Source organism: Rhizobium sp. Root482 (genome assembly GCF_001426565.1).
GTDB lineage: Bacteria > Pseudomonadota > Alphaproteobacteria > Rhizobiales > Rhizobiaceae > Pararhizobium.
In genome coordinates this window covers 19,356-38,719 of sequence record NZ_LMFA01000010.1, presented here as the reverse complement: position 1 = coordinate 38,719, position 19,364 = coordinate 19,356, and the positions used below count along the sequence as shown (strand labels likewise).

The 19,364-nt window shown below is 63.2% G+C and carries 23 protein-coding genes; 8 read left to right on the top strand and 15 right to left on the bottom strand.

Annotated features, from left to right (window positions below; all coding sequences use genetic code 11):
- Positions 1–214: 214 nt before the first annotated feature.
- The 5 genes from ccmA (at position 215) to ASD31_RS07600 (ending at position 3,352) form a co-directional block, all read left to right on the top strand.
- The gene (ccmA, locus tag ASD31_RS07615) at positions 215–853 is read left to right on the top strand and encodes a heme ABC exporter ATP-binding protein CcmA (protein ID WP_056331606.1); all 639 of its coding nucleotides are present in this window, start codon (positions 215–217) and stop codon (positions 851–853) included.
- A 217-nt stretch (positions 854–1,070) separates the two neighbouring features.
- Positions 1,071–1,730 carry a heme exporter protein CcmB gene (gene ccmB / locus ASD31_RS07610; protein ID WP_056331549.1) on the top strand — a complete coding sequence of 220 codons (660 nt, stop codon included), beginning with the start codon at positions 1,071–1,073 and terminating at the stop codon, positions 1,728–1,730.
- Between the two features lie 61 nt (positions 1,731–1,791).
- A complete protein-coding gene (locus ASD31_RS07605; protein WP_056331547.1) occupies positions 1,792–2,553 on the top strand; it encodes a heme ABC transporter permease in 762 nt (253 codons plus the stop codon).
- A gap of 2 nt (positions 2,554–2,555) precedes the next feature.
- The gene (gene ccmD / locus ASD31_RS25335) at positions 2,556–2,726 is read left to right on the top strand and encodes a heme exporter protein CcmD (protein ID WP_082520473.1); all 171 of its coding nucleotides are present in this window, start codon (positions 2,556–2,558) and stop codon (positions 2,724–2,726) included.
- Positions 2,723–3,352: a DsbE family thiol:disulfide interchange protein gene (locus ASD31_RS07600; RefSeq protein WP_082520472.1), complete on the top strand. Its 630-nt coding sequence runs from the start codon at positions 2,723–2,725 to the stop codon at positions 3,350–3,352. Before ccmD ends, ASD31_RS07600 begins: the two co-directional genes overlap by 4 nt.
- Positions 3,353–3,557: 205 nt before the next feature.
- Here the strand turns inward: ASD31_RS07600 and ASD31_RS07595 are convergent, their stop codons facing one another.
- From ASD31_RS07595 to rplS, 8 genes are all read right to left on the bottom strand, one after another.
- Positions 3,558–4,142 carry a DUF2585 domain-containing protein gene (locus ASD31_RS07595; protein WP_056331602.1) on the bottom strand — a complete coding sequence of 195 codons (585 nt, stop codon included), beginning with the start codon at positions 4,140–4,142 and terminating at the stop codon, positions 3,558–3,560.
- 5 nt (positions 4,143–4,147) lie between these two features.
- Positions 4,148–4,780: a septation protein A gene (locus ASD31_RS07590; RefSeq protein ID WP_056331545.1), complete on the bottom strand. Its 633-nt coding sequence runs from the start codon at positions 4,778–4,780 to the stop codon at positions 4,148–4,150.
- A 224-nt stretch (positions 4,781–5,004) separates the two neighbouring features.
- The gene (gene ftsY / locus ASD31_RS07585) at positions 5,005–6,567 is read right to left on the bottom strand and encodes a signal recognition particle-docking protein FtsY (protein ID WP_056331543.1); all 1,563 of its coding nucleotides are present in this window, start codon (positions 6,565–6,567) and stop codon (positions 5,005–5,007) included.
- 2 nt (positions 6,568–6,569) lie between these two features.
- Positions 6,570–7,856 carry a tRNA (N(6)-L-threonylcarbamoyladenosine(37)-C(2))-methylthiotransferase MtaB gene (mtaB, locus tag ASD31_RS07580; protein ID WP_056331541.1) on the bottom strand — a complete coding sequence of 429 codons (1,287 nt, stop codon included), beginning with the start codon at positions 7,854–7,856 and terminating at the stop codon, positions 6,570–6,572.
- Positions 7,853–8,770, bottom strand: a complete 918-nt coding sequence (gene dapF / locus ASD31_RS07575; RefSeq protein ID WP_056331600.1) for a diaminopimelate epimerase — start codon at positions 8,768–8,770, stop codon at positions 7,853–7,855. The genes mtaB and dapF overlap by 4 nt, the downstream gene beginning before the upstream one ends.
- Positions 8,771–8,851: 81 nt before the next feature.
- Positions 8,852–9,670 (bottom strand): amino acid ABC transporter permease, encoded by an 819-nt coding sequence (locus tag ASD31_RS07570; protein ID WP_056331539.1) that lies wholly within the window; start codon positions 9,668–9,670, stop codon positions 8,852–8,854.
- A gap of 10 nt (positions 9,671–9,680) precedes the next feature.
- The gene (locus ASD31_RS07565) at positions 9,681–10,478 is read right to left on the bottom strand and encodes a transporter substrate-binding domain-containing protein (RefSeq protein ID WP_056331537.1); all 798 of its coding nucleotides are present in this window, start codon (positions 10,476–10,478) and stop codon (positions 9,681–9,683) included.
- A 226-nt stretch (positions 10,479–10,704) separates the two neighbouring features.
- Positions 10,705–11,250 carry a 50S ribosomal protein L19 gene (gene rplS, locus ASD31_RS07560; protein WP_056331535.1) on the bottom strand — a complete coding sequence of 182 codons (546 nt, stop codon included), beginning with the start codon at positions 11,248–11,250 and terminating at the stop codon, positions 10,705–10,707.
- Positions 11,251–11,551: 301 nt separating this feature from the next.
- On the opposite strand from rplS, the gene ASD31_RS07555 reads away from it, so the two are divergent.
- On the top strand, positions 11,552–12,298 hold the full coding sequence (locus ASD31_RS07555; RefSeq protein WP_056331532.1) for a sulfite exporter TauE/SafE family protein: 747 nt from the start codon (positions 11,552–11,554) through the stop codon (positions 12,296–12,298).
- 3 nt (positions 12,299–12,301) lie between these two features.
- On the opposite strand, the gene ASD31_RS07550 is transcribed toward ASD31_RS07555, so the two are convergent.
- A complete protein-coding gene (locus tag ASD31_RS07550; protein ID WP_056331530.1) occupies positions 12,302–12,907 on the bottom strand; it encodes a TetR/AcrR family transcriptional regulator in 606 nt (201 codons plus the stop codon).
- A gap of 116 nt (positions 12,908–13,023) precedes the next feature.
- Between ASD31_RS07550 and ASD31_RS07545 the strand changes: the two genes are divergently transcribed.
- Positions 13,024–14,247 carry an MFS transporter gene (locus tag ASD31_RS07545; protein ID WP_056331529.1) on the top strand — a complete coding sequence of 408 codons (1,224 nt, stop codon included), beginning with the start codon at positions 13,024–13,026 and terminating at the stop codon, positions 14,245–14,247.
- Between the two features lie 103 nt (positions 14,248–14,350).
- On the opposite strand, the gene trmD is transcribed toward ASD31_RS07545, so the two are convergent.
- The 6 genes from trmD to ASD31_RS07515 form a co-directional block, all read right to left on the bottom strand.
- Positions 14,351–15,031: a tRNA (guanosine(37)-N1)-methyltransferase TrmD gene (trmD, locus tag ASD31_RS07540; protein WP_056331527.1), complete on the bottom strand. Its 681-nt coding sequence runs from the start codon at positions 15,029–15,031 to the stop codon at positions 14,351–14,353.
- 10 nt (positions 15,032–15,041) lie between these two features.
- Positions 15,042–15,605, bottom strand: coding sequence for a ribosome maturation factor RimM (gene rimM, locus ASD31_RS07535; protein WP_056331525.1), 564 nt, complete (start codon positions 15,603–15,605; stop codon positions 15,042–15,044).
- A 90-nt stretch (positions 15,606–15,695) separates the two neighbouring features.
- Positions 15,696–16,058, bottom strand: a complete 363-nt coding sequence (rpsP, locus tag ASD31_RS07530; protein WP_056331523.1) for a 30S ribosomal protein S16 — start codon at positions 16,056–16,058, stop codon at positions 15,696–15,698.
- A 60-nt stretch (positions 16,059–16,118) separates the two neighbouring features.
- A complete protein-coding gene (locus ASD31_RS07525; protein ID WP_056331521.1) occupies positions 16,119–16,421 on the bottom strand; it encodes a chorismate mutase in 303 nt (100 codons plus the stop codon).
- A 16-nt stretch (positions 16,422–16,437) separates the two neighbouring features.
- Positions 16,438–18,006 (bottom strand): signal recognition particle protein, encoded by a 1,569-nt coding sequence (gene ffh / locus ASD31_RS07520; RefSeq protein WP_056331519.1) that lies wholly within the window; start codon positions 18,004–18,006, stop codon positions 16,438–16,440.
- Positions 18,006–18,341, bottom strand: coding sequence for a hypothetical protein (locus tag ASD31_RS07515; protein ID WP_056331516.1), 336 nt, complete (start codon positions 18,339–18,341; stop codon positions 18,006–18,008). Before ASD31_RS07515 ends, ffh begins: the two co-directional genes overlap by 1 nt.
- Here ASD31_RS07515 and ASD31_RS07510 point away from each other — a divergent pair.
- Positions 18,340–19,359 (top strand): MBL fold metallo-hydrolase, encoded by a 1,020-nt coding sequence (locus ASD31_RS07510; RefSeq protein WP_056331514.1) that lies wholly within the window; start codon positions 18,340–18,342, stop codon positions 19,357–19,359. The two genes, ASD31_RS07515 and ASD31_RS07510, sit on opposite strands and share 2 nt — an antisense overlap.
- The last annotated feature ends 5 nt before the right edge of the window (positions 19,360–19,364 follow it).

Genomic DNA, 19,364 nt, shown 5'->3' with positions numbered 1-19,364 from the left:
ATTGATGCGCGATATGGGATGCGGGTACGGTCATTTCCGCTGTCCGTACCTGGAAAATCATTTCCATGTTCGGCGCTAGGATGAAATTCACGCCGACCGCTGGCGTGTTGGGGCGGTTATAGATAATTTCGCCGGAACGTGCCAGACCGGACGCGGTCAATTTGAGACAATTTTTTGCGTTGCGACGAATGTCGTAAAGGGAATGTGAATGCCGATCCGCCTCGTCGTCGAAGGTCTTAGTGCGCAGCGCGGCGAGGACCTGATTTTTCACGATATTTCCTTTGTTCTTTCGGCCGGGCAAGCCGTTGTGGTGACGGGGCCGAACGGGTCGGGGAAGTCGACTTTGCTGCGGGTCCTGGCCGGGCTGTTGGAGACCCTTTCCGGCACCGTTCGGCTTGAGGGCGCGCCCGCAGAGATCGGCCATCCGCGCGAGCTTTGCCATTATCTCGGGCATCGAAACGCCATGAAGCGCGAACTGACCGTGACGGAAAATCTCGCCTTCTGGAAAAGCTTCATGGGTGATTCGGCCAACGGCCACGGCGTCGGGATCGAGGCGGCGGTCGAGGCCGTCGGGCTCGCCGGCATTTCGCATCTGCCCTTCGGCTATCTGTCGGCCGGCCAGCAGCGCCGCATGGCCATGGCCAAGCTTCTGGTCGCATACCGGCCGATCTGGCTGCTCGACGAGCCGACAGCGGCGTTGGACGCCAGCGCAGATCGCCTGTTCGCCGGATTGACAACGCAGCATCTCGCCGCTGGCGGCATCGTGGTGGCGGCAACGCACCAGCCGCTCGGTGTGGAGGCGATGGAATTGCGGATGACGGGATTTGCGAGCGTAGGGGAGGAGTTGATTTGAGGATCGAATTTGCCGCGAACACCCCCCTCTGCCCTGTCGGGCATCTCCCCCTCAAGGGGGGAGATCGGCTGGAGGATACCTCCTACCCGGCGCAAGCTTCTCTTGTGTGGGAGACAGAGCTTCGCAGCGGCCTCAAGGCCCAATCTCCCCCCTTGAGGGGGAGATGTCACGAAGTGACAGAGGGGGGTGAAAGCCTCAGTGAAGTGAGAGCGTCCCGATGATCTCCCTCTTCCTCCGCGACCTCAAACTCTCCGTGCGCGCCGGCGGCGGGGCGCTGATCGGGGTGCTGTTTTTCCTCACGGTCGTCGCGGTCGTGCCGTTCGCGGTCGGGCCCGATCTCAATCTCCTGTCGCGGATCGGCCCGGCGATCTTGTGGATCGGGGCGTTGCTTGCCTCGCTGCTCGGGCTCGACCGGCTGTTCCAGGCGGAGCGCGAGGACGGGTCGCTCGACCTGATGCTGATGCAGGAGACGCCGCTGGTCGTAACCGTGCTGGTAAAATGCCTGGCGCACTGGACGGCGACCGGCCTGCCGCTGGTGATCGCCTCTCCGGTTTTGGGATTGTTCATGAATATGAGCGAGATCGCCATCGGCGCGACCATGCTGACGCTCCTCGTCGGAACGCCCGCCGTCACGCTGATCGGCGCTGCCGGTGCGGCCGTTGCCGTGACCTTGCCGCGCGGCGGGCTGCTCGTCTCCATCCTGGTCCTGCCGCTCGCCATTCCGGTCCTGATCTTCGGCGTCAGCGCGTCCTACGCGGCGGTGGAGGATCCGGCCCCGTTCCTGCCGCCCTTGATGATATTGCTGGCGATCACGCTGTTCTTTGCGGTGATCGGGCCGCTCGCGGCGGCACTGGCGCTCAGGTCCGCGTCCGACTGACGCGGATCGCGACCGCACGAGATGCATTGAAGACAAGCGCCTTCGGGGTTAAAGAACCATCATGAACGAAAACAGCCTGGCCATCCGCAAATTCAGCGACCTTGCCAACCCCACCCGGTTCCTCGGGCTTTCGGCGCTTGTCCTGCCCTGGCTGGCCGTCCTCAGCGCCGTGCTGCTGGCCATCGGGCTCTACCTGTCCTTCACGACGGAGGGCGATTACCAGCAGGGCGAGACGGTGCGCATCATGTATGTGCATGTGCCTGCCGCCTGGTTGTCGATGATGTGCTACACGGTGATGGCGATCTCGGCGCTCGGCACGCTGGTCTGGCGGCATCCGCTGGCCGATGTCGCCGCCCGCGCCGCGGCCCCGATCGGTGCCAGCTTCACGCTTCTGGCGCTCGTTACCGGCTCGCTCTGGGGTAAGCCGATGTGGGGCACCTGGTGGGTCTGGGATGCGCGGCTGACCTCCGTCTTCGTGCTGTTTCTCATGTATCTCGGCCTGATCGCGCTCAATCGGGCGATGGACGAGCCGGGCAAGGCGGCAAAGGCCTCGGCCGTGCTGATCCTCGTCGGCTTCGTCAATATCCCGATCATCAAATTCTCGGTGGAGTGGTGGAACACGCTGCACCAGCCGGCAAGCGTGCTTCGCCTGGACGGCCCGACCATCGATCCGGAATTCCTCTGGCCGCTCCTGGTCATGGCGGCCGCCTTCACGGTCCTGTTCTTTACCCTGCACATCGCCGCGATGCGCAACGAGATCTGGCGCCGCCGGGTGACGTCGATGCGCCGGCAGGCGGCCCGCAGCGCCGGCCGGGAGGCGTGACGATGATGAGCCATGCAGCCTATGTCTTCGCCAGCTATGCCTTTGCAGCCGTCATACTGGCGGGCCTCGTCCTCTGGGTGCTCGTCGACGGGCGCAACCGCCGTCGTGAATTGCGGGCGCTGGAGGAGGCCGGTATCCGCCGTCGTTCGCAGGCGGGCGGAGAGACGAAATGAGTGTCGAAACGCCTGACGAAAGGTCGGTTGAAGGCCAGCCGCCCTCCAGCCAGTCACCGGGGCGGATACGCCTGGTTTTGGCGGTCCTGCCGCTCTTGATCTTCGTTGCCCTGGCGGCACTGTTCTGGAGCCAGCTCGGCTCCGGCCGCAATATCAGCGAAATCCCCTCGGCCCTGATCGGCACCAAGGCGCCATCGCTTGCCCTGCCGCCGCTGGAAGGTGCCAGACTTGGCAACGCCGCCATGCCGGCGCTCACCGATGCGGCCATCAAGGGCAGGCTGACGCTGGTCAATGTCTGGGCGTCCTGGTGCGTGCCCTGCCGCGACGAGCACCCGATCATCCTGGAACTTTCCAAGGATAAGCGGCTGACGGTGGTCGGCATCAACTACAAGGACCAGTCCGAGAATGCGCTGCGCTTCCTCGGCGAACTCGGCAATCCGTTCTCGGCCATCGGTATCGATCCACGCGGCAAGGCGGCGATCGACTGGGGCGTCTACGGCATCCCGGAATCCTACCTCGTCGATGCATCCGGCACCATCGTCTACAAGCGCGTCGGCCCGTTCGACGAGCGCAGCCTGAAGGAAGGCCTCTATCCGGCGATCGAGAAGGCGTTGGCGGGGACGTAATTCATTCTCTGGAGTCTGGTGGGCTTGGAGGGCTTACCCCCTCTGTCGGCGACGCCGACATCTCCCCCTCAAGGGGGGAGATTGACCGAGAGCCTGGTGCCTTCAAGGGAAAAGAATGATCTCCCCCTTGAGGGGGGGAGATGTCACGCAGTGACAGAGGGGGTGAAGCCCCGAACGTCAGTGTCCAACGTGATCCACTGTCACCTCAAACACCGCCCTGCCAGGCCTTCACCGCATCCAGCGGATAGACCAGCATCAGCACGTTCAAAGTGAGATTGTCGCGGATCAGCCAGCCGGTGAAAATCTCGAAGGCGATGGCAATGGCCACCGTGACCGCGACCGGCGCCCGCCAGGCGAAGAAGAAGCCGAGCGCCATGAAGATCGTGTCCATGGCCGAATTGAGGATGCTGTCGCCGTAATAGTCGAGCGAGATTGTCGCCGTGCGGTAGCGGTCGATGATCAGGGGTGAATTTTCGAGAATTTCCCAGCCGGATTCGATCACCAGCGCCAGGAGCAGCTTGGCGGCCAGCGGCTTGTTGCGCATCGTAAGATGGGCAAGGCCGTAGAACAGGAAACCGTGGATGATATGCGAGGGCGTGTACCAGTCGGCCAGGTGCTGCGAATTGCCCGGGCCGTTGGCAACCGGCTCGAACAGCTTGATATAGCCGCATTCGCAGATCGGCGTGCGGCCCATCCAGTATTGGATGAGGACCTGCAGCAGAAGAACCGCGGCGCAGGCGAAAAGCCAGAGCGTGACTGTCCGGGGCGGACGGCTTTCGGCCGGAATCATGGTGCTCACGCGGACGTATCCTGCTCCAGCGAATGTTTCATGATGACCGGCATCTGTGACAGCGTGAACAACACGGTGATCGGCATGGTGCCCCAAACCTTGAAGGCCACCCAGACATCGGTGGAGAAATTGCGCCAGACCACTTCGTTGAGCACGGCGAGAAACAGGAAGAACACACCCCAGCGGATGGTGAGCTTGCGCCAACCGGCCTCGTCGAGCTTGAAGGCGGCGTGGAAGACATAACCGAGCAGCGATTTTCCGAACAGCAGGCCGCCGAGAAGGATGGCCCCGAACAGCGTATTGACGATGGTCGGCTTCATCTTGATGAAGGTGTCGTTCTGCAGATAGAGCGTCAGCGCGCCGAAGATGAGGACGACGACGCCGGAGATCAGCGGCATCATCGGCAGGGTGCGGGTGAGCAGCCAGGAGACCGTCAGCGCGATCGCGGTGGCGGCCATGAACAGGCCGGTCGCGATGAAGATCGGGCCACCGAGTTCCGTCAGGGAAGGGAATTGCGTCGCCAGCCATTCGCCGCGCGAATTGGCAAAGAAGAAGACCACCAGCGGCCCCAGTTCCAGCACCATTTTCAAAAGCGGGCTGATTTCCCTGCGCGGCTTGACCGTCTCGATCGATGACATGCTGTCGTTCCTAAAGTGCTGCTCGCTGGAGCGATGTAGTGGGTGTCCGGTGTGCATTCGTCTCCCGCTCCGTCATCCTCGGGCTTGACCCGAGGATCCATCAGCGGTGCGACGTATAATCGTCCACTTCCCCGCTTTGTTTTTGGATCCTCGGGTCAAGCCCGAGGATGACGGAGCTTGGGGAGCCTCTATAACATCAGCAAAAAGGCAAAACTATATCCGGGTCAATGGGCAATTCCGGCGATTGCCTCGGCAAAGTCCTTGGCCTCGAACGGTTCCAGATCGTCCACGCCCTCTCCGACGCCGATGAAATAGACGGGTAGTTTATGCTTGGCGGAAATGGCGACGAGGATGCCCCCGCGCGCCGTGCCGTCGAGCTTGGTCATGATCAGGCCGTTGACGCCGGCGACATTGCGGAAGATCTCGACCTGGTTCAGCGCATTCTGGCCGGTGGTGGCGTCGAGCGTCTGGAGCACGGTATGCGGCGCATCCGGATCGAGCTTGCCGAGCACGCGGACGATCTTTTCCAGTTCCGCCATCAGCTCCGTGCGGTTCTGCAGCCGCCCGGCCGTGTCGATGATCAGCACGTCGCTCTTCTTCAGCCGTGCCTGTTCGAACGCTTCATAGGCAAGGCCGGCGGCATCGGCACCCAGTTTCGAGGAGACGATTTCGGAGCCGGTACGCTCGGCCCAGATCTTCAACTGCTCGATCGCAGCCGCCCGGAACGTGTCGCCGGCGGCCAGCATGACCTTGAGACCGGCGCCCGAAAGCTTGGCGGCCAGCTTGCCGATCGTCGTCGTCTTGCCGGTGCCGTTGACGCCGACGACGAGGATGACATGCGGCTTGTGGGAAAGATCGAGTTCCAGCGGCCGGGCGACCGGCGCCAGCACCCTGGTGATCTCGGCCGCCATGATGCGGCTGACGTCCTCGCCGGTCACGTCCTTGCCATAGCGCTCGGAAGCGAGCGTATCGGTGACGCGCAACGCCGTCTCGACGCCGAGATCGGCCTGGATCAACAGGTCTTCCAGCTCCTGCAGCGTCTCGTCGTCGAGCTTGCGCTTGGTAAAGAGTGCCGTGATCTGGCCGGTGAGTTGCGAGGAGGTGCGCGAAAGCCCGGCACGCAGCCGCTGGAACCAGGTGAGCTTCTGCTTGGGCGCTTCCGGCTCGGTTTCGGCGGCACGGCCGGCGGCAAAGCCCTTGGGGAGGATGGGAGTTTCGACCGGCAGTTCCGAGGTCGAGGAGGCTTTACCCCCCTCTGCCCTGTCGGGCATCTCCCCCTCAAGGGGGGAGATTGCAGGTGGCGCGCTTTCGGTCTGGTCATCAGAGCTTGAGATCAAGGAGGTAGCTTCGGTCTCCAACTGATCTCCCCCCTTGAGCGGGAGATGTCCCGAAGGGACAGAGGGGGGTGTGGCACTCTCCTCGTTCTCGGATGCCTCGGCCTCAGCCTCCAGCAGCGACAACGGAGCAACGCCGAGAATGCCAATATCTTCAGCGGGCGGAAGAAGGGCGGGTTCCTCGTCCGCCTCGAACTCCGGCGCATCGGCGCTGTCGGCGGCGGGGCCACCGGCGGTTTCCATTTCCTCCGGCAGCACCGGATCGGTGGCGGTCGGCAGGTCATCGGTGGAGTAAAGCGGCTGCGGCTCGGTCTCGGGCGGCGGGGGATCCGGTGTGAACACCGCCTCGGCCTGGTCCATGACCTCGTCGACGGCGGGCGCGGGGGCCGGCTTGGCTTCCACCGGCTTGTCCTTGCCGAAGGTAAAGACCTTTTTGAAAAAGCTGAGCGCCATGTCTATTCCATAAGCCGGGCCGCGCCTGCGGCCGTCTGTTGCATGTCGAGATGCTTGCCGTTGTGGCCGGTGATCACGGCCTGCACGATGGTGCGCGGCATCAGGCCGGGCACGGCGACAAGGGTGAAGTTTTCCGTATGCGCCAAGCCGTTGTTCTCGACCAGCAGGCTTTGCTGCGTTCCGATCATGCTGTCAAGATGGGCCTGATGGAGACGAAGTCCAGTGGCGCGCAGTCTTGCGGCGCGTTGCTTGACCAGCGCCCGGTCGTGTTGCGGCATGCGGGCCGCCGGCGTGCCCTCGCGCGGCGAATAGGGAAAGACGTGGAGATGGGCGATGCCTGCTTCCTCGGCGAGGCTTGCGGCATTTTCGAACATGTCCTCGGTTTCCGTCGGGAAACCGGCGATCATGTCGGCGCCGAAGCTCGTTTCCGGCCGCAGCCGGCGCACATCCGCGATGAAGCCGAGCGCATCGGCGCGCGAATGGCGTCGCTTCATGCGCTTCAGGATCATGTCGTCGCCATGCTGCAGCGACAGGTGCAGATGCGGCATGAAGCGCGGTTCGTCGGCAATCAGGTCCATCAGGTGCCGGTCCGCCTCGATGCTGTCGATCGAGGAGAGCCGCAGGCGCAGGATTTCGGGGACCTGCTTCAGCAAGGTCCTGGCCAGCAGGCCGAGTGTCGGGTTTCCCGGCAGGTCGGCGCCATAGCTGGTCGCATCGACGCCGGTCAGCACGATCTCGCGGTAGCCGCCTTCAACGAGCTTGCGCGCCTGGTCGACGACGGCGCCCATCGGCACCGAGCGGGAATTGCCTCGGCCATAGGGAATGACGCAGAAGGTGCAGCGGTGGTCGCAGCCGTTCTGCACCTGGATGAAGGCGCGCACATGGCCCTCGATCAGCTTCACCATCTGCGGCGCCGTCTCGCGCACGCTGAAAATGTCGTTGACGCGCAGCTTTTCTTCCGCCGACACGCCGAAATCCGGCAGCGCCCGATAGGAGGCGCTTTTCAGCTTCTCCTCGTTGCCGAGCACGAGATCGACCTCGGGCATCTCGGCGAAGCTCTGCTTTTCAGTCTGGGCGGCGCAGCCGGTGACGATGATGCGGGCGTGGGGATTCTCGCGGCGCGCCCGGCGGATCGCCTGGCGGGCCTGGCGCACGGCCTCGCCGGTCACCGCACAGGTATTGACCAGCACGGCATTGTTCAGCCCGGCCTTCTCGGCCTTTGCCCGCATCACCTCGGATTCATAGGTATTGAGCCGGCAGCCGAAGGTTATGATGTCGACGCCGCTCAAAGGCCCAGGCTTCCCGCTTCCCTGAGCGGTGCCTCGTCGCGCGACCACATGCCCGTCGCCGGATCAAGCGTGCCGGACCATTCCCATTCGGCCGGTCCGGTCATGACGACGCGGTCGTCGCTTTCCCGCCATTCGATCGTCAGGATGCCGGGCGGCGTAGCACTTGCCACATCAACCGTCACGGTGCGGCCGGTACGGCCGGTGCGGGCGGCCGAGACGGCAGCAGCGCATGCCGCCGAGCCGCAGGCCAGCGTCAGCCCCGCGCCGCGTTCCCAGGTGCGGGTGCGGATGGAGGAGGGCGAGGTGACCTCGGCCAGGGTGATATTGGCGCGCTCGGGAAATATCGGGTGGTTTTCGAGCAGGGGGCCAAAGCGTTCGAGATCGAACGACATGACGTCTCGGTCCACCCAGAACACCGCATGCGGATTGCCCATCGACAGCACGCTCGGCGAATGCAGGACCGGATCGTCGATCGGGCCGATCTGCAGTTCGATGCGGCTGGTATCGTGAAAATCTTCCGACAGCGGGATCCTGTCCCATTCGAAGACCGGCTTGCCCATGTCGACGGAAATGGTGCCGTCTTCGTGTTCGCGCGCATTCAGGATGCCGGCGACGGTCTGGAAGGTGAAGGTCTGGCGGCCGGTTTCGGCGGCCAGCGCCTGGACGACGCAGCGCGTGCCGTTGCCGCAGGCCTGCGCCTTCGTGCCATCGCAATTGAGGATGTCGATAAAGGCGTCGGTCCCCTCGGATTTCGGATCGTGGATGGCCATGATCTGGTCGAAACCGGTCTGAGGATCGGCATTGAGCGCGATGGCGGCTTCAGGCGTCACCCTGTCCTTGCGGCCGCGCATATCGACGATCAGGATCTTGTTTCCAAGCCCGTTCATCCTGGCAAATTCGACCCTGTCGCCCATCATGTCCACGTCCATCGTTTCTCTGCCTGTATATGGCGGAAACAGGGGGAAATTACCAGTGCGGCGGGCGAGGGCGTTCGTTCAGCCCCTCTGTCCCCGTCGCAGCCGCATCTCCAGCCGCCGCAGCATCAGCGAGAGGCCTATGGTCAATATGAGATAGATATAGGCGACGATCGAATAGGTCTCGAAGAAGCGGAAAGAGCCGGAAGCGTAGATCTTTCCCATCTGGGTGATGTCGGCAACGCCGAGCACCGAGACGAGGGAGGAATCCTTGATCATCGCCACGAAATCATTGCCGAGCGGCGGCAGGATGACGCGGATCGCCTGCGGAAAGACGATCAGCCGGAAGCGTTGGAAGCGCGAAAGCCCGAGCGCCTTAGCCGCCTCGACCTGCCCCTTATCGACCGACTGAATGCCGGCGCGGAACACTTCGGCAATAAAGGCCGAATAGCCGATGGTCAGCGCCATGACCGCCCGCCACATCAGGGAGAGGTCGCGCACCAGCACCGGCTCCATGGTCCCGGCGGAAATCAGCGGCGACAGCAGAAAATTGATCAGCGCCACCAATGCCGGCGCGCCGACGAAGGCGATGTAGAACAACAGCACCAGGATGGGGATGCCGCGGATGACCTCGGTATAGAAGCGGGCGATCTGGCGCAGCCAGGCACTGCCCGACAGGGCCATCAGCGCGATGCAGAGGCCAAGCAGCGTGGCCAGCGAAAAGCCGAGCAACGTCACCAGGATGGTGATGCCGATGCCAGCCGAGACGATGGTGAAGACCTCGGTGTAGATCTCGCTGGAGACGATCACCGCGGCCAGCGCCAGGGCGATCACGGCAAGGGCGACCAGCCACCAGGAATAGTCGCCCTTCGAAGAATTGTCGTGTCGGGCAGGCGTCATCGGATGCCGGTCATTCGCCCATCTTGTAGTCGACGAACCATTTCTGGTTCAGCCGGTCGAAGGTGCCGTCCGCTTTCAGCGCCGCGATCGCGGCATTGACCGGAACGACGAGATCGGAGCCCTTCTTGAAGATGAAGCCGAAATCCTCGGTGCCGAGCGGACCGCCGATCACTTTCAACGCGCCGGCGGAGGAATCGACATAGCCCTTGGCCGCGACGCTGTCGGTCAGCACGACATCGACGTCACCGGCCTTCAAGGCCTGTACGGTGGCGCCGAACGTCTCGAAAAGCTTGATGCGCGGGTTTTGTTCGTTGCCGTCGAGGATTTCATAGACCGCCGTATAGAAGGGCGAGGTTCCCGGCTGGGCGCCGACCAGTCCGTCCGCAAAGGCGCCGAAACTCTTGGCATCGGCAAAGCGGCTCTCGTCGCCGCGCACCAGCATGAACTGCTGCGAGCGCATATAGGGATCGGAGAAATCCACCTTGGCCTTGCGCTCGTCCTTGATGGTGATGCCGGTCATGCCGATATCGTACTGGCCATCGGAAACCGCCTGGATCATCGCGTCCCAGGAGGTGTTCTGGATTTCCAGCTTGAAATTCAGCCGCTTGGCGATCTCTTCCATCGCATCATATTCCCAGCCGATCGCCTTGCCGCTCTTCGGATCGACGAATTGCAGCGGCGGATAGGCGTTTTCCGTGACCACAACGACGCTGCGGCCGGCCAGATCTGGCAGGTCGGCGGCGACGGCGCCGAGCGGGGCGAGGACAAGGGCGGTCAGCCCGGCAAGAATGGTGCGGCGGGAAAACATGAGGGGAACGGCTCCTGAATTGTGGCGAAAGGAACCTGTCACAGAAGCCCGCGCACTGGCAAGGCCCACAGCGTCGCCCCGGCCACGAATTTGAAACCACTCAGTGCGTCCACCGGGTGTTTCGCGCGAATTTCAGCCCGGTATTTGAGGGAGCTATATCGTTTCACCAAATGAAAAAGGCGGCCCGAAGGCCGCCTTGCCCGATGATCCGGAATGGGATCGAAGCTTATTCTGCTGCGGTCTCTTCGGCAGCCTTTGCAGCGGCGGCTTCTTCAGCGGCCTTGGCGGCTGCGGCATCGGCTGCTGCCTTTTCGGCGGCGAGCGCCTGGGCTGCTGCGACCTTTTCGGCTTCCAGGCGGGCCTTTTCTTCAGCCACGGCGGCGCGCTCGGCGTCGTTCAGCTTGCGGGCGCGAACGCCGGTGTCTTCAACGATACGGGCCGACTTGCCGCGACGATCGCGCAGATAGTAGAGCTTGGCGCGACGGACCTTGCCGCGGCGAACGATTTCGACGCCTTCGACCATCGGCGAATAGACCGGGAACACGCGCTCGACGCCTTCGCCGTAGGAAATCTTGCGGACTGTGAAGCTCTCGTTGATGCCGCCGCCGGAGCGGGCGATGCAAACGCCTTCATAGGCCTGGATACGGGTACGGGTGCCTTCCGTGACGCGGACATTGACGCGCAACGTATCGCCTGCCGAAAATTCCGGAAGCTTGCGCTTGGCTTCGATCTTGGCGGCCTGTTCGGCTTCCAGCTGCTGGATGATGTTCATCGTGTCTAACCTTCTCGATTTCTTCTGAAACAGCCAGAGCGCTCGATCAGGCCTCTTGGCTCCTCGCATGAGGACCGCCAGGCCTTGTTTCCCGGGTGGGAGACAAGAGCGAATTCACCATTCTTTGTTTTACAGGCGACGGGATTTACCCGAACCGGTCGGGCGAATACACCAAAGCGTGCGGCTTGTCATCCCCGGCCGACGAAGATTCTTGCCGTTACAGGCCGGCGCAGGGCAGATTCCGCGCCTTGCCGCAGAGAAAGCAGCAGGCTATGTCGGACCGTAACGCCGGGGAGGCCTCATGTCCATATCCACCGCCATCATGCTGTTTCTCGCCGGCTTCCTGTCGAGCGCCGTCAATGCCGTTGCTGGCGGCGGCACGTTTCTCACCTTCGGCGCCATGACGCTGGCCGGCCTGCCGCCGATCGTTGCCAATGCCACCTCCTCCATCGTCCAATTTCCAGGCTATGTCACCTCGGCGCTCGCCTATCGACGCGAAATCATGGCCGACCGGCGCGAGGCGGTCGTGCTAGGCCTCCTCTCGCTTGTCGGCGGGCTTGCCGGCGCGCTCATCCTCCTGTCGCTGTCCAATCCGTCCTTCCGGGTCATGGTGCCCTGGCTGTTGATCGCCGCGACCGCGATCTTCGCCGTCGGCCCGCTCTTGCGTCCGGCCGCATCGAAGGATGGCGCGCCGGTCACGCCGCTCGGCCTGGTTGGGCAGTTCATCACCGCCATTTATGGCGGGTTCTTCGGTGCCGGTATGGGCATCATGATGCTGGCGGTACTGGGGCTTTCCAAGGGCGGCGATTATCACCGCCTCAATGCCATGAAGAATTTTCTTGCGATGGTGATCGCCGCGGTCGCCATCGTCGTCTTTGCCGGCGGCAATGTCGTCGGCTGGCTGCAGGCGGCGGTGATGATCCCCGGTGGCGCGCTCGGCGGCTATGCCGGCGTCTGGCTCGCCCGCCGCGTGCCGCAGGCTGTCATCCGCGGCCTGGTGATTGCCGTCGGGCTGCTGCTCGCGGTCTATTATTTCGTAACCGGCTGACGGCTATTTTTCCCCGTCGGGCCTGTCCAGTTTCAGCCTTTCGAGCAGGCTTCGAAAGCCTTGCACCGCTCTTTTCGAGGTCTCCTGCGGATCATCGGAATTGGCGATCCACAAGGCGGCATGGCTGCTGGCGCCATTGATCAGGCGCGCCGTCGTCTCCTCGTCGATATCGGCAATCACCCCGTCTCTTTTCAATTGGCCAAGGCTTCCGCTAAGCGCGGCTATGCAGCCATTGGCGCTTGGCCATTGGGTTATGTCCCCAAGGACAGCAGGCCCGTCTCGAAACATGATGCGCTGGATCTCCGGTTCCAGCGCCATCTCGATATAGGTTGCGCATTCATCGACAAAACCCTGCCAGCGCGTCGGAGCGCGGGCGGAAACCTTGTTGAGCCGCGCTGTCATCTCCGCATCGAGTTCCTGGATAACCGCCTGGAACAACCCCTTCTTGTCTCCGAAATGATGATAGAGCGCGCCGCGGGTCAGGCCGGCCGCTGCCGTGAAGTCATCCATCGAGGACTGTGCATAGCCGACCGTGCCGAAGGCATGCCGGGCAGCGGCGAGCAATTTGGCGCGGGTTTCGGCAATCATTTCAGGGCGGGGCTTGATCATGGCTTCCTCATTTACATACGCGTCGTATTTTATTTGACATACGTCACGTATGCAACTAATTAAAGACATACGCCACGTATGTCGGGCGATGCCCCTGTCGATCGAAGGATATGTCGATGCCGAATCCCTACAAGGAAATATTCAGCGTGCCGGGGGCCAAGAGCTTCTCCGCGGCGGGCTTCCTCGCACGCCTGCCGATTGCGATGGCACCCATCGGCATCGTTGCCATGCTGTCGCAGACGCGCGGCGAATACTGGACCGCAGGTGCGGTCTCGGCGAGTTTCGCGCTCACCAATGCGCTCATCGCGCCGCACATCTCGCGATTGGTCGATCGTCATGGACAGAGCGCGGTGATCATTCCCGCCACCCTCGTATCGGTCGTCGCCTTCGCATTCCTCATGCTGGCCGCAAACCGGGACTGGCCGGCATGGACGCTGTTTGCATCCGCCTTTCTTGCGGCGACCATGCCCAGCATGCCGGCCATGCTGCGGGCGCGCTGGACCGAGATTTTCCGGGGGCGTCCAGAGTTGAACACGGCGTTTGCCTTTGAATCCGCTGCCGACGAACTGGTTTATATCGCCGGAGCCTCGCTCTCCGTCGGCCTCACGGTCGCGCTGTTTCCCGAGGCCGGCATGCTCGCCAGCACCGTATTTCTCGCTGTCGGTACGCTGGCTTTCGTTTTGCAGCGGTCCACCGAACCGGCGATCCGTCAAGCGGAGGCAGGCGTCTCGCGGAACTCGGCCATTCGCCTGCGATCGGTGCAGATCATAACGCTGGCCCTCGTCTTCGTCGGCTCCACCTTCGCGACGGCTGAGGTCACCACCGTCGCCTTTACCAAGGAGCTTGGGCAGCCGGGTGCCGCAAGCCTTGTCATCGGCGTCTATGCGATCGGTTCCTTCGTCGTCGGGCTTATTCTCGGCGCCTTGAACCTGCGCACACCCTTGCAGCGGCAACTGCTGGTCGCCGTCGGCGTCCTCGCCCTCACATCGCTGCCCCTGCTGATGGCCGATACGGTGACGCTCCTCGCCCTCGCCATCTTCGTGAGCGGTATCGCCATCTCGCCCACCTTCATCACCGCCTTCGGGCTGATCGAGCGGCGGGTGCCGGAAGCGATGCTGACCGAGGGTATCACCTGGGTAACGACCGGTATCGGAATCGGTATGGCTCTCGGCGCGTTTCTTGCGGGCTGGGTCGTTGATAATTTCGGTGCCCAGAACGGCTTCTGGCTGTCGGTGGCAGCCAGCACGGCGGCCACGATTACGATCGCATTGGGCCAGCGGAGCCTGGCCGGGGGGCGGACGGAGACTGTCGCCGGTACCGTGCCGCAGGCTGCGGAATAGGATAGGTCCTTGAAGGCAAGGCAGTCTCGGTGCGTGGAAACGAGGGGGCGTGGCGTCGTGAGCGCCGCGCCCTTCGTGCCTGATCTCTGGATCAGGCCGAGTCCTATCGCCGCAAAAGATCCGGTCTTCGCTCCGCCGTCAGCCGCTTCGCCTCGGCCTCGCGCCATCTGGCGATATCGCCGTGGTGCCCGGAGGTCAGCACCGCCGGTATTTCCTGCCCCTCGAAGACCTGTGGTCGCGTATAATGCGGATGCTCCAGCAGCCCGTCCTCGAAGCTTTCGTGCAGGCCGGAAAGATCATTGCCCATGACGCCGGGCAGGATGCGCACGATGGCGTCGAGCAAAATCAGCGCCGCCGGCTCGCCGCCGGAGAGAATATAATCGCCGATCGACACTTCCTCGAGCTGGCGGGCGTCGATGACCCGCTGATCGACGCCCTCGAACCGGCCGCAGACGATGATTGCGCCCGGTCCGGCCGCCAATTCCCGCACGCGACCCTGCGTCAGCGGTTTTCCGCGCGGGCTCATCAGAAGCCGCGGCCGGTCGTCGCCGGCGGACGCGTGGTCGATCGCCTTTGCCAGGATATCGGGCTTCAGCACCATGCCGGCGCCGCCGCCGGCCGGCGTGTCGTCGACGGTGCGGTGCCTGTCCTCGGCAAAGTCGCGGATCTGTACCGTGTCGAGCGTCCACTGCCCGCGCTCCAGCGCCTTGCCGGACAGCGACTGGCCAAGATGCCCCGGAAACATGTCCGGATAGAGCGTCAGGATGGTGGCGCGAAAGCTCATCGTTGGCCGCTCACGGCGTCTTCGGCTTGAAGGGCGCGCTTGGATCCTCGTCCTTGTCGTCGACCAGGCCGGCGGCCAGCGGATCGACGAGCATGGTGCCGGCTTCCAGGTCGATTTCAAGCACCGACCATTCGGAAAAGGGAATGAGCACCGGCCGCTTGCCGGGGCCTTTCAGCTCCAAAAGGTCGCCGGCACCGAAATCGAAGACACCGGTCACAGTGCCATAGCTCTTGCCCTCGGCATCGAGTGCCTCCAGCCCTTCCAGGTCGGCATAGAAGAATTCGTCCTCGTCGAGATCGTCATCCGGCAGATTGTCGCGCTCAACATAGAGTTCGAGCCCGTTCAGTGCCTCGGCGGCGGTGCGGTCATTGACGCCGCGCAATCGCACGATGACGACATTCTTCGCCGCGCGCACTTCCAGCACCTCGAAGGAGCGGCCGTCCTCGGCATGGAGATGCCCATAGTCGCCGATCGCCGTTGGCTCTTCCGCGAATGACCTGACGCGAACCTCGCCCCGCAGTCCCTGCGCAGCGCCGATCGTTCCCATGAGAACAGGATTTTTGAGTTTGCTCATCGCCGGACGATCTCCAGATTATGTCCATCGCATAAACGAAAACGGGCGGCATGAAAACGCCGCCCGTCCTTAAATACGCTGTCGCGTGGCTTATTCGGCAGCAGCTGCAGCGGCGTCTTCGGCCTTCTGCTTGGCTTCGGCGGCGCGTTCCTGCGCCTTCTTGCCCGGCAGGCCCTTGGTCGGGTTGGAGCGGGTTTCGCGGGTGGCGATGCCGGCTTCGTTGAGGAAGCGCAGGACGCGGTCGGTCGGCAGGGCGCCGTTCGACAGCCAATAGGCGATGCGCTCATTGTTCAGTTCGACGCGCTTGGCATCGTCCTTCTTCAGCATCGGGTTCCACGAGCCAACCTTTTCCAGGAAGCGGCCGTCGCGCGGCGAGCGCACGTCTGCAATCACGATCTGGTAGAACGGGCGCTTCTTGGAACCACCGCGGGCGAGACGAATTTTCAGTGCCATGTCATTAACTCCTTGAGATATCGAACCGCCTCCGGCGGCCTTGTGTGTGTTTAAAGCTGATCAATCCTTGAGATCGGCAGCGATGGCTTCATGATGCCGGATCACTTCGTGGATGATGAAGTTCAGGAACTTCTCCGCGAAATCCGGATCCAGATGGGCATCCTTCGCCAGATGGCGAAGGCGTTCGATCTGGTATTCCTCGCGCGCCGGGTCGGCCGGCGGCAAACTGTATTTGGCTTTCAGCACGCCCACCGCCTTGGTGCAGCGAAACCGTTCGGCCAGCATGTGAACGAGCGCGGCATCGATATTGTCGATCGATTGCCGATAGCCCGAAAGTTCCTGTTTCACAGCAGGATCGATCATTCCTGTTCCCCGCTTCTCACTTCTTCTTCGGCAGGCCGGGCAAGCCCGGGAAACCGCCGCCACCCAGGCCCGGCAACTTGCCAAGACCCGGCAGGCCGCCACCACCCATTCCCGGCAATCCGCCCGGCATGCCCTTGCCGAGACCGGCGGCCTCCGCCTGTTTCTGCAGGGCTTCGAGCTGCTTGGGGTCCATCTTCGACAGATCGGGCATGCCGCCCATTCCGCCACCAAGACCCATCTTGCCGGCAAGGCCGCCCATCATCTGCTTCATCATGCCGCCGCCCTTCTTGCCGCCCATCATCTTCATCATGTCGGCCATCTGGCGGTGCATTTTCAAAAGCTTGTTGATGTCGGCGGCGCCCGTGCCGGAGCCGGCCGCGATGCGCTTCTTGCGGGAATGCTTGAGCATGTCCGGATTGGCGCGCTCGGCCTTGGTCATCGAGGAGATGATGGCGAGCTGGCGGCCGAACATCCTGTCATCGAGGCCGGCGGCGGCCATCTTGTCCTTCATGCCGGACATGCCGGGCATCATGCCCATGATGCCGCCCATGCCGCCCATCTTCTGCATCTGGCCAAGCTGGTCGGCGAGATCGTTGAGATCAAACTTGCCGGTCTTCATCTTGGCGGCCATGGCCGCCGCCTTTTCGGCATCGATGTTTTCGGCGGCGCGCTCGACCAGCGAAACGATGTCGCCCATGCCGAGGATACGGTCGGCGACGCGGCGCGGATGGAACTCTTCCAGCTCCGTCATCTTCTCGCCGACACCGATCAGCTTGATCGGCTTGCCGGTGACGGCGCGCATCGAGAGCGCCGCGCCGCCGCGACCGTCGCCATCCATGCGGGTCAGCACCAGGCCGGTAATGCCGACGCGCTCATCGAAATTGCGGGCGAGATTGACGGCGTCCTGGCCGGTCAGCGCATCGGCCACGAGCAGGATTTCATGCGGGTTCGAGCGCCGCTTGATCTCCGCCATTTCGAGCATCAGCGGCTCGTCGATATGGGTACGGCCGGCGGTATCGAGGATGACGACGTCATGGCCGCCGAGCTTGGCCGCCTGCACGGCGCGCGCGGCGATATCGGTCGGCGACTGGCCGGTGATGACCGGCAGCGTATCGACGCCGGTCTGGACGCCCAACTGGCGCAACTGCTCCTGGGCTGCCGGACGGCGCGTGTCGAGCGAGGCCATCAGGACCTTTTTCTTGTCGCGGCTCGTCAGCCGAAGGGCGATCTTGCCCGTCGTCGTCGTCTTGCCCGAGCCCTGCAGGCCGACCATCATGAGGACGACCGGGGCGGCCGCATTCAGATCAATCGGCACGCCTTCCGAACCCAGCATGGCGATGAGCTCGTCATGGACGATCTTGACGACCATCTGGCCGGGCTTGATCGATTTCAGGATTTCGGCACCGACCGCCTTCTCGCGAACCTTGTCGGTGAAGGAACGGACGACTTCGAGCGCGACGTCGGCTTCCAGGAGCGCACGGCGAACCTCGCGCAGGGCAGCCGCAACATCGGCTTCCGACAGCGCGCCACGGCCGGTCAATCCATTCAGGATTGACCCAAGGCGGTCCTGGAGACTTTCAAACATCAAGTTCTTCCTTCTCGTTTCCGGATAATGGATGTGCCCCGGAAACGTGGGTCCTGCAATTTCGAAAACAAGACACAAAGCCAAAACGCACCCGAGGGCGCCACGCGCTGTCGGGTGTTGACCTCCGGGATCTCTTTATACCTTGACGGGTCCCGGTCGGCGGCTGCAAGTCTCGTTACTTGTCGCAGATTGCGGGCGGTAAACACGATATGGTCGGGAAAGTCAAGAATGGAGACGGAAATGGCGGCGATCTCTCCTTCTGTGGCCTGAAAAATTCCGCCGATCGACACCATATGCAGCAGATCAACAGGGCGCTTACCCAGATCGGTTTTCATGACGCAATCCCCCGATATCCGACGACCTCGCAATCCCTATTACGCCGGCCCGGTCTCCGACCATTTCGACGGCACGCGCTTCTTTAATCCAGAAGGCGAGGCACCGCTCGGCTTGCGCGCGCTGCTGCGCTGGCAGTTCGGTGGCGGTCGGAGCGCCTGGCCGAGAAGCGCTTCCAGCCCCTTCCCACCAGCCAAACCCGATATGCGTGTCGATGGCGAGGCTCTGCGCGTTACCATGGTTGGCCATGCCACGCTTCTGATTCAGGTGGCCGGCCTCAACATTCTGACCGACCCTGTCTGGTCTGCGCGCACCAGCCCGTTTTCCTTCGCCGGCCCCAAGCGCGTCGTCGATCCAGGCGTCCGCCTTGCCGACCTGCCGCCGATCGATGTGGTGCTCGTGACCCATAATCATTACGACCATCTCGATACCGCAACGCTGAGGCGCCTCAACGCAATCCACAGCCCGCATATCGTCACGCCGCTCGGCAATGACACGATCATCCGGCGGGCAATTCCCGACGCGAAGATTTCGACGATGGACTGGGGGGAGCGGATTTTCGTCCGGGAGGATGCCGTCCTCCATTGCGAGCCCTGCCACCACTGGTCGGCGCGGGGCACGCACGACCGCTGCATGGCGCTCTGGGGCGCCTTCGTGATTTCGACGCCAGCCGGCAAGATCTATCATGTCGGCGATACCGGCTTTCACAACGGCATCAACTATCGCGGCGCCAGCGAAAGGCACGGCCCCTTCCGCCTCGCCAACCTGCCGATCGGCGCCTATGAGCCGCGCTGGTTCATGAAGGCACAGCACCAGAACCCGGACGAGGCCGTCCACGGCATGCAACTCTGCCGGGCCGCCCACGTCGTCGGCCACCATTTTGGCACGGTGCATCTGACGAACGAGCCGATCGAAGCGCCCGTGGTGGCACTGGAAACCGCATTGCGAGACCACGACGTGGCGCCGGACCGCTTCCGGCCGCTCCGTGCGGGCGAGGTCTTTGACGTGCCTACGGCCTGACGGCT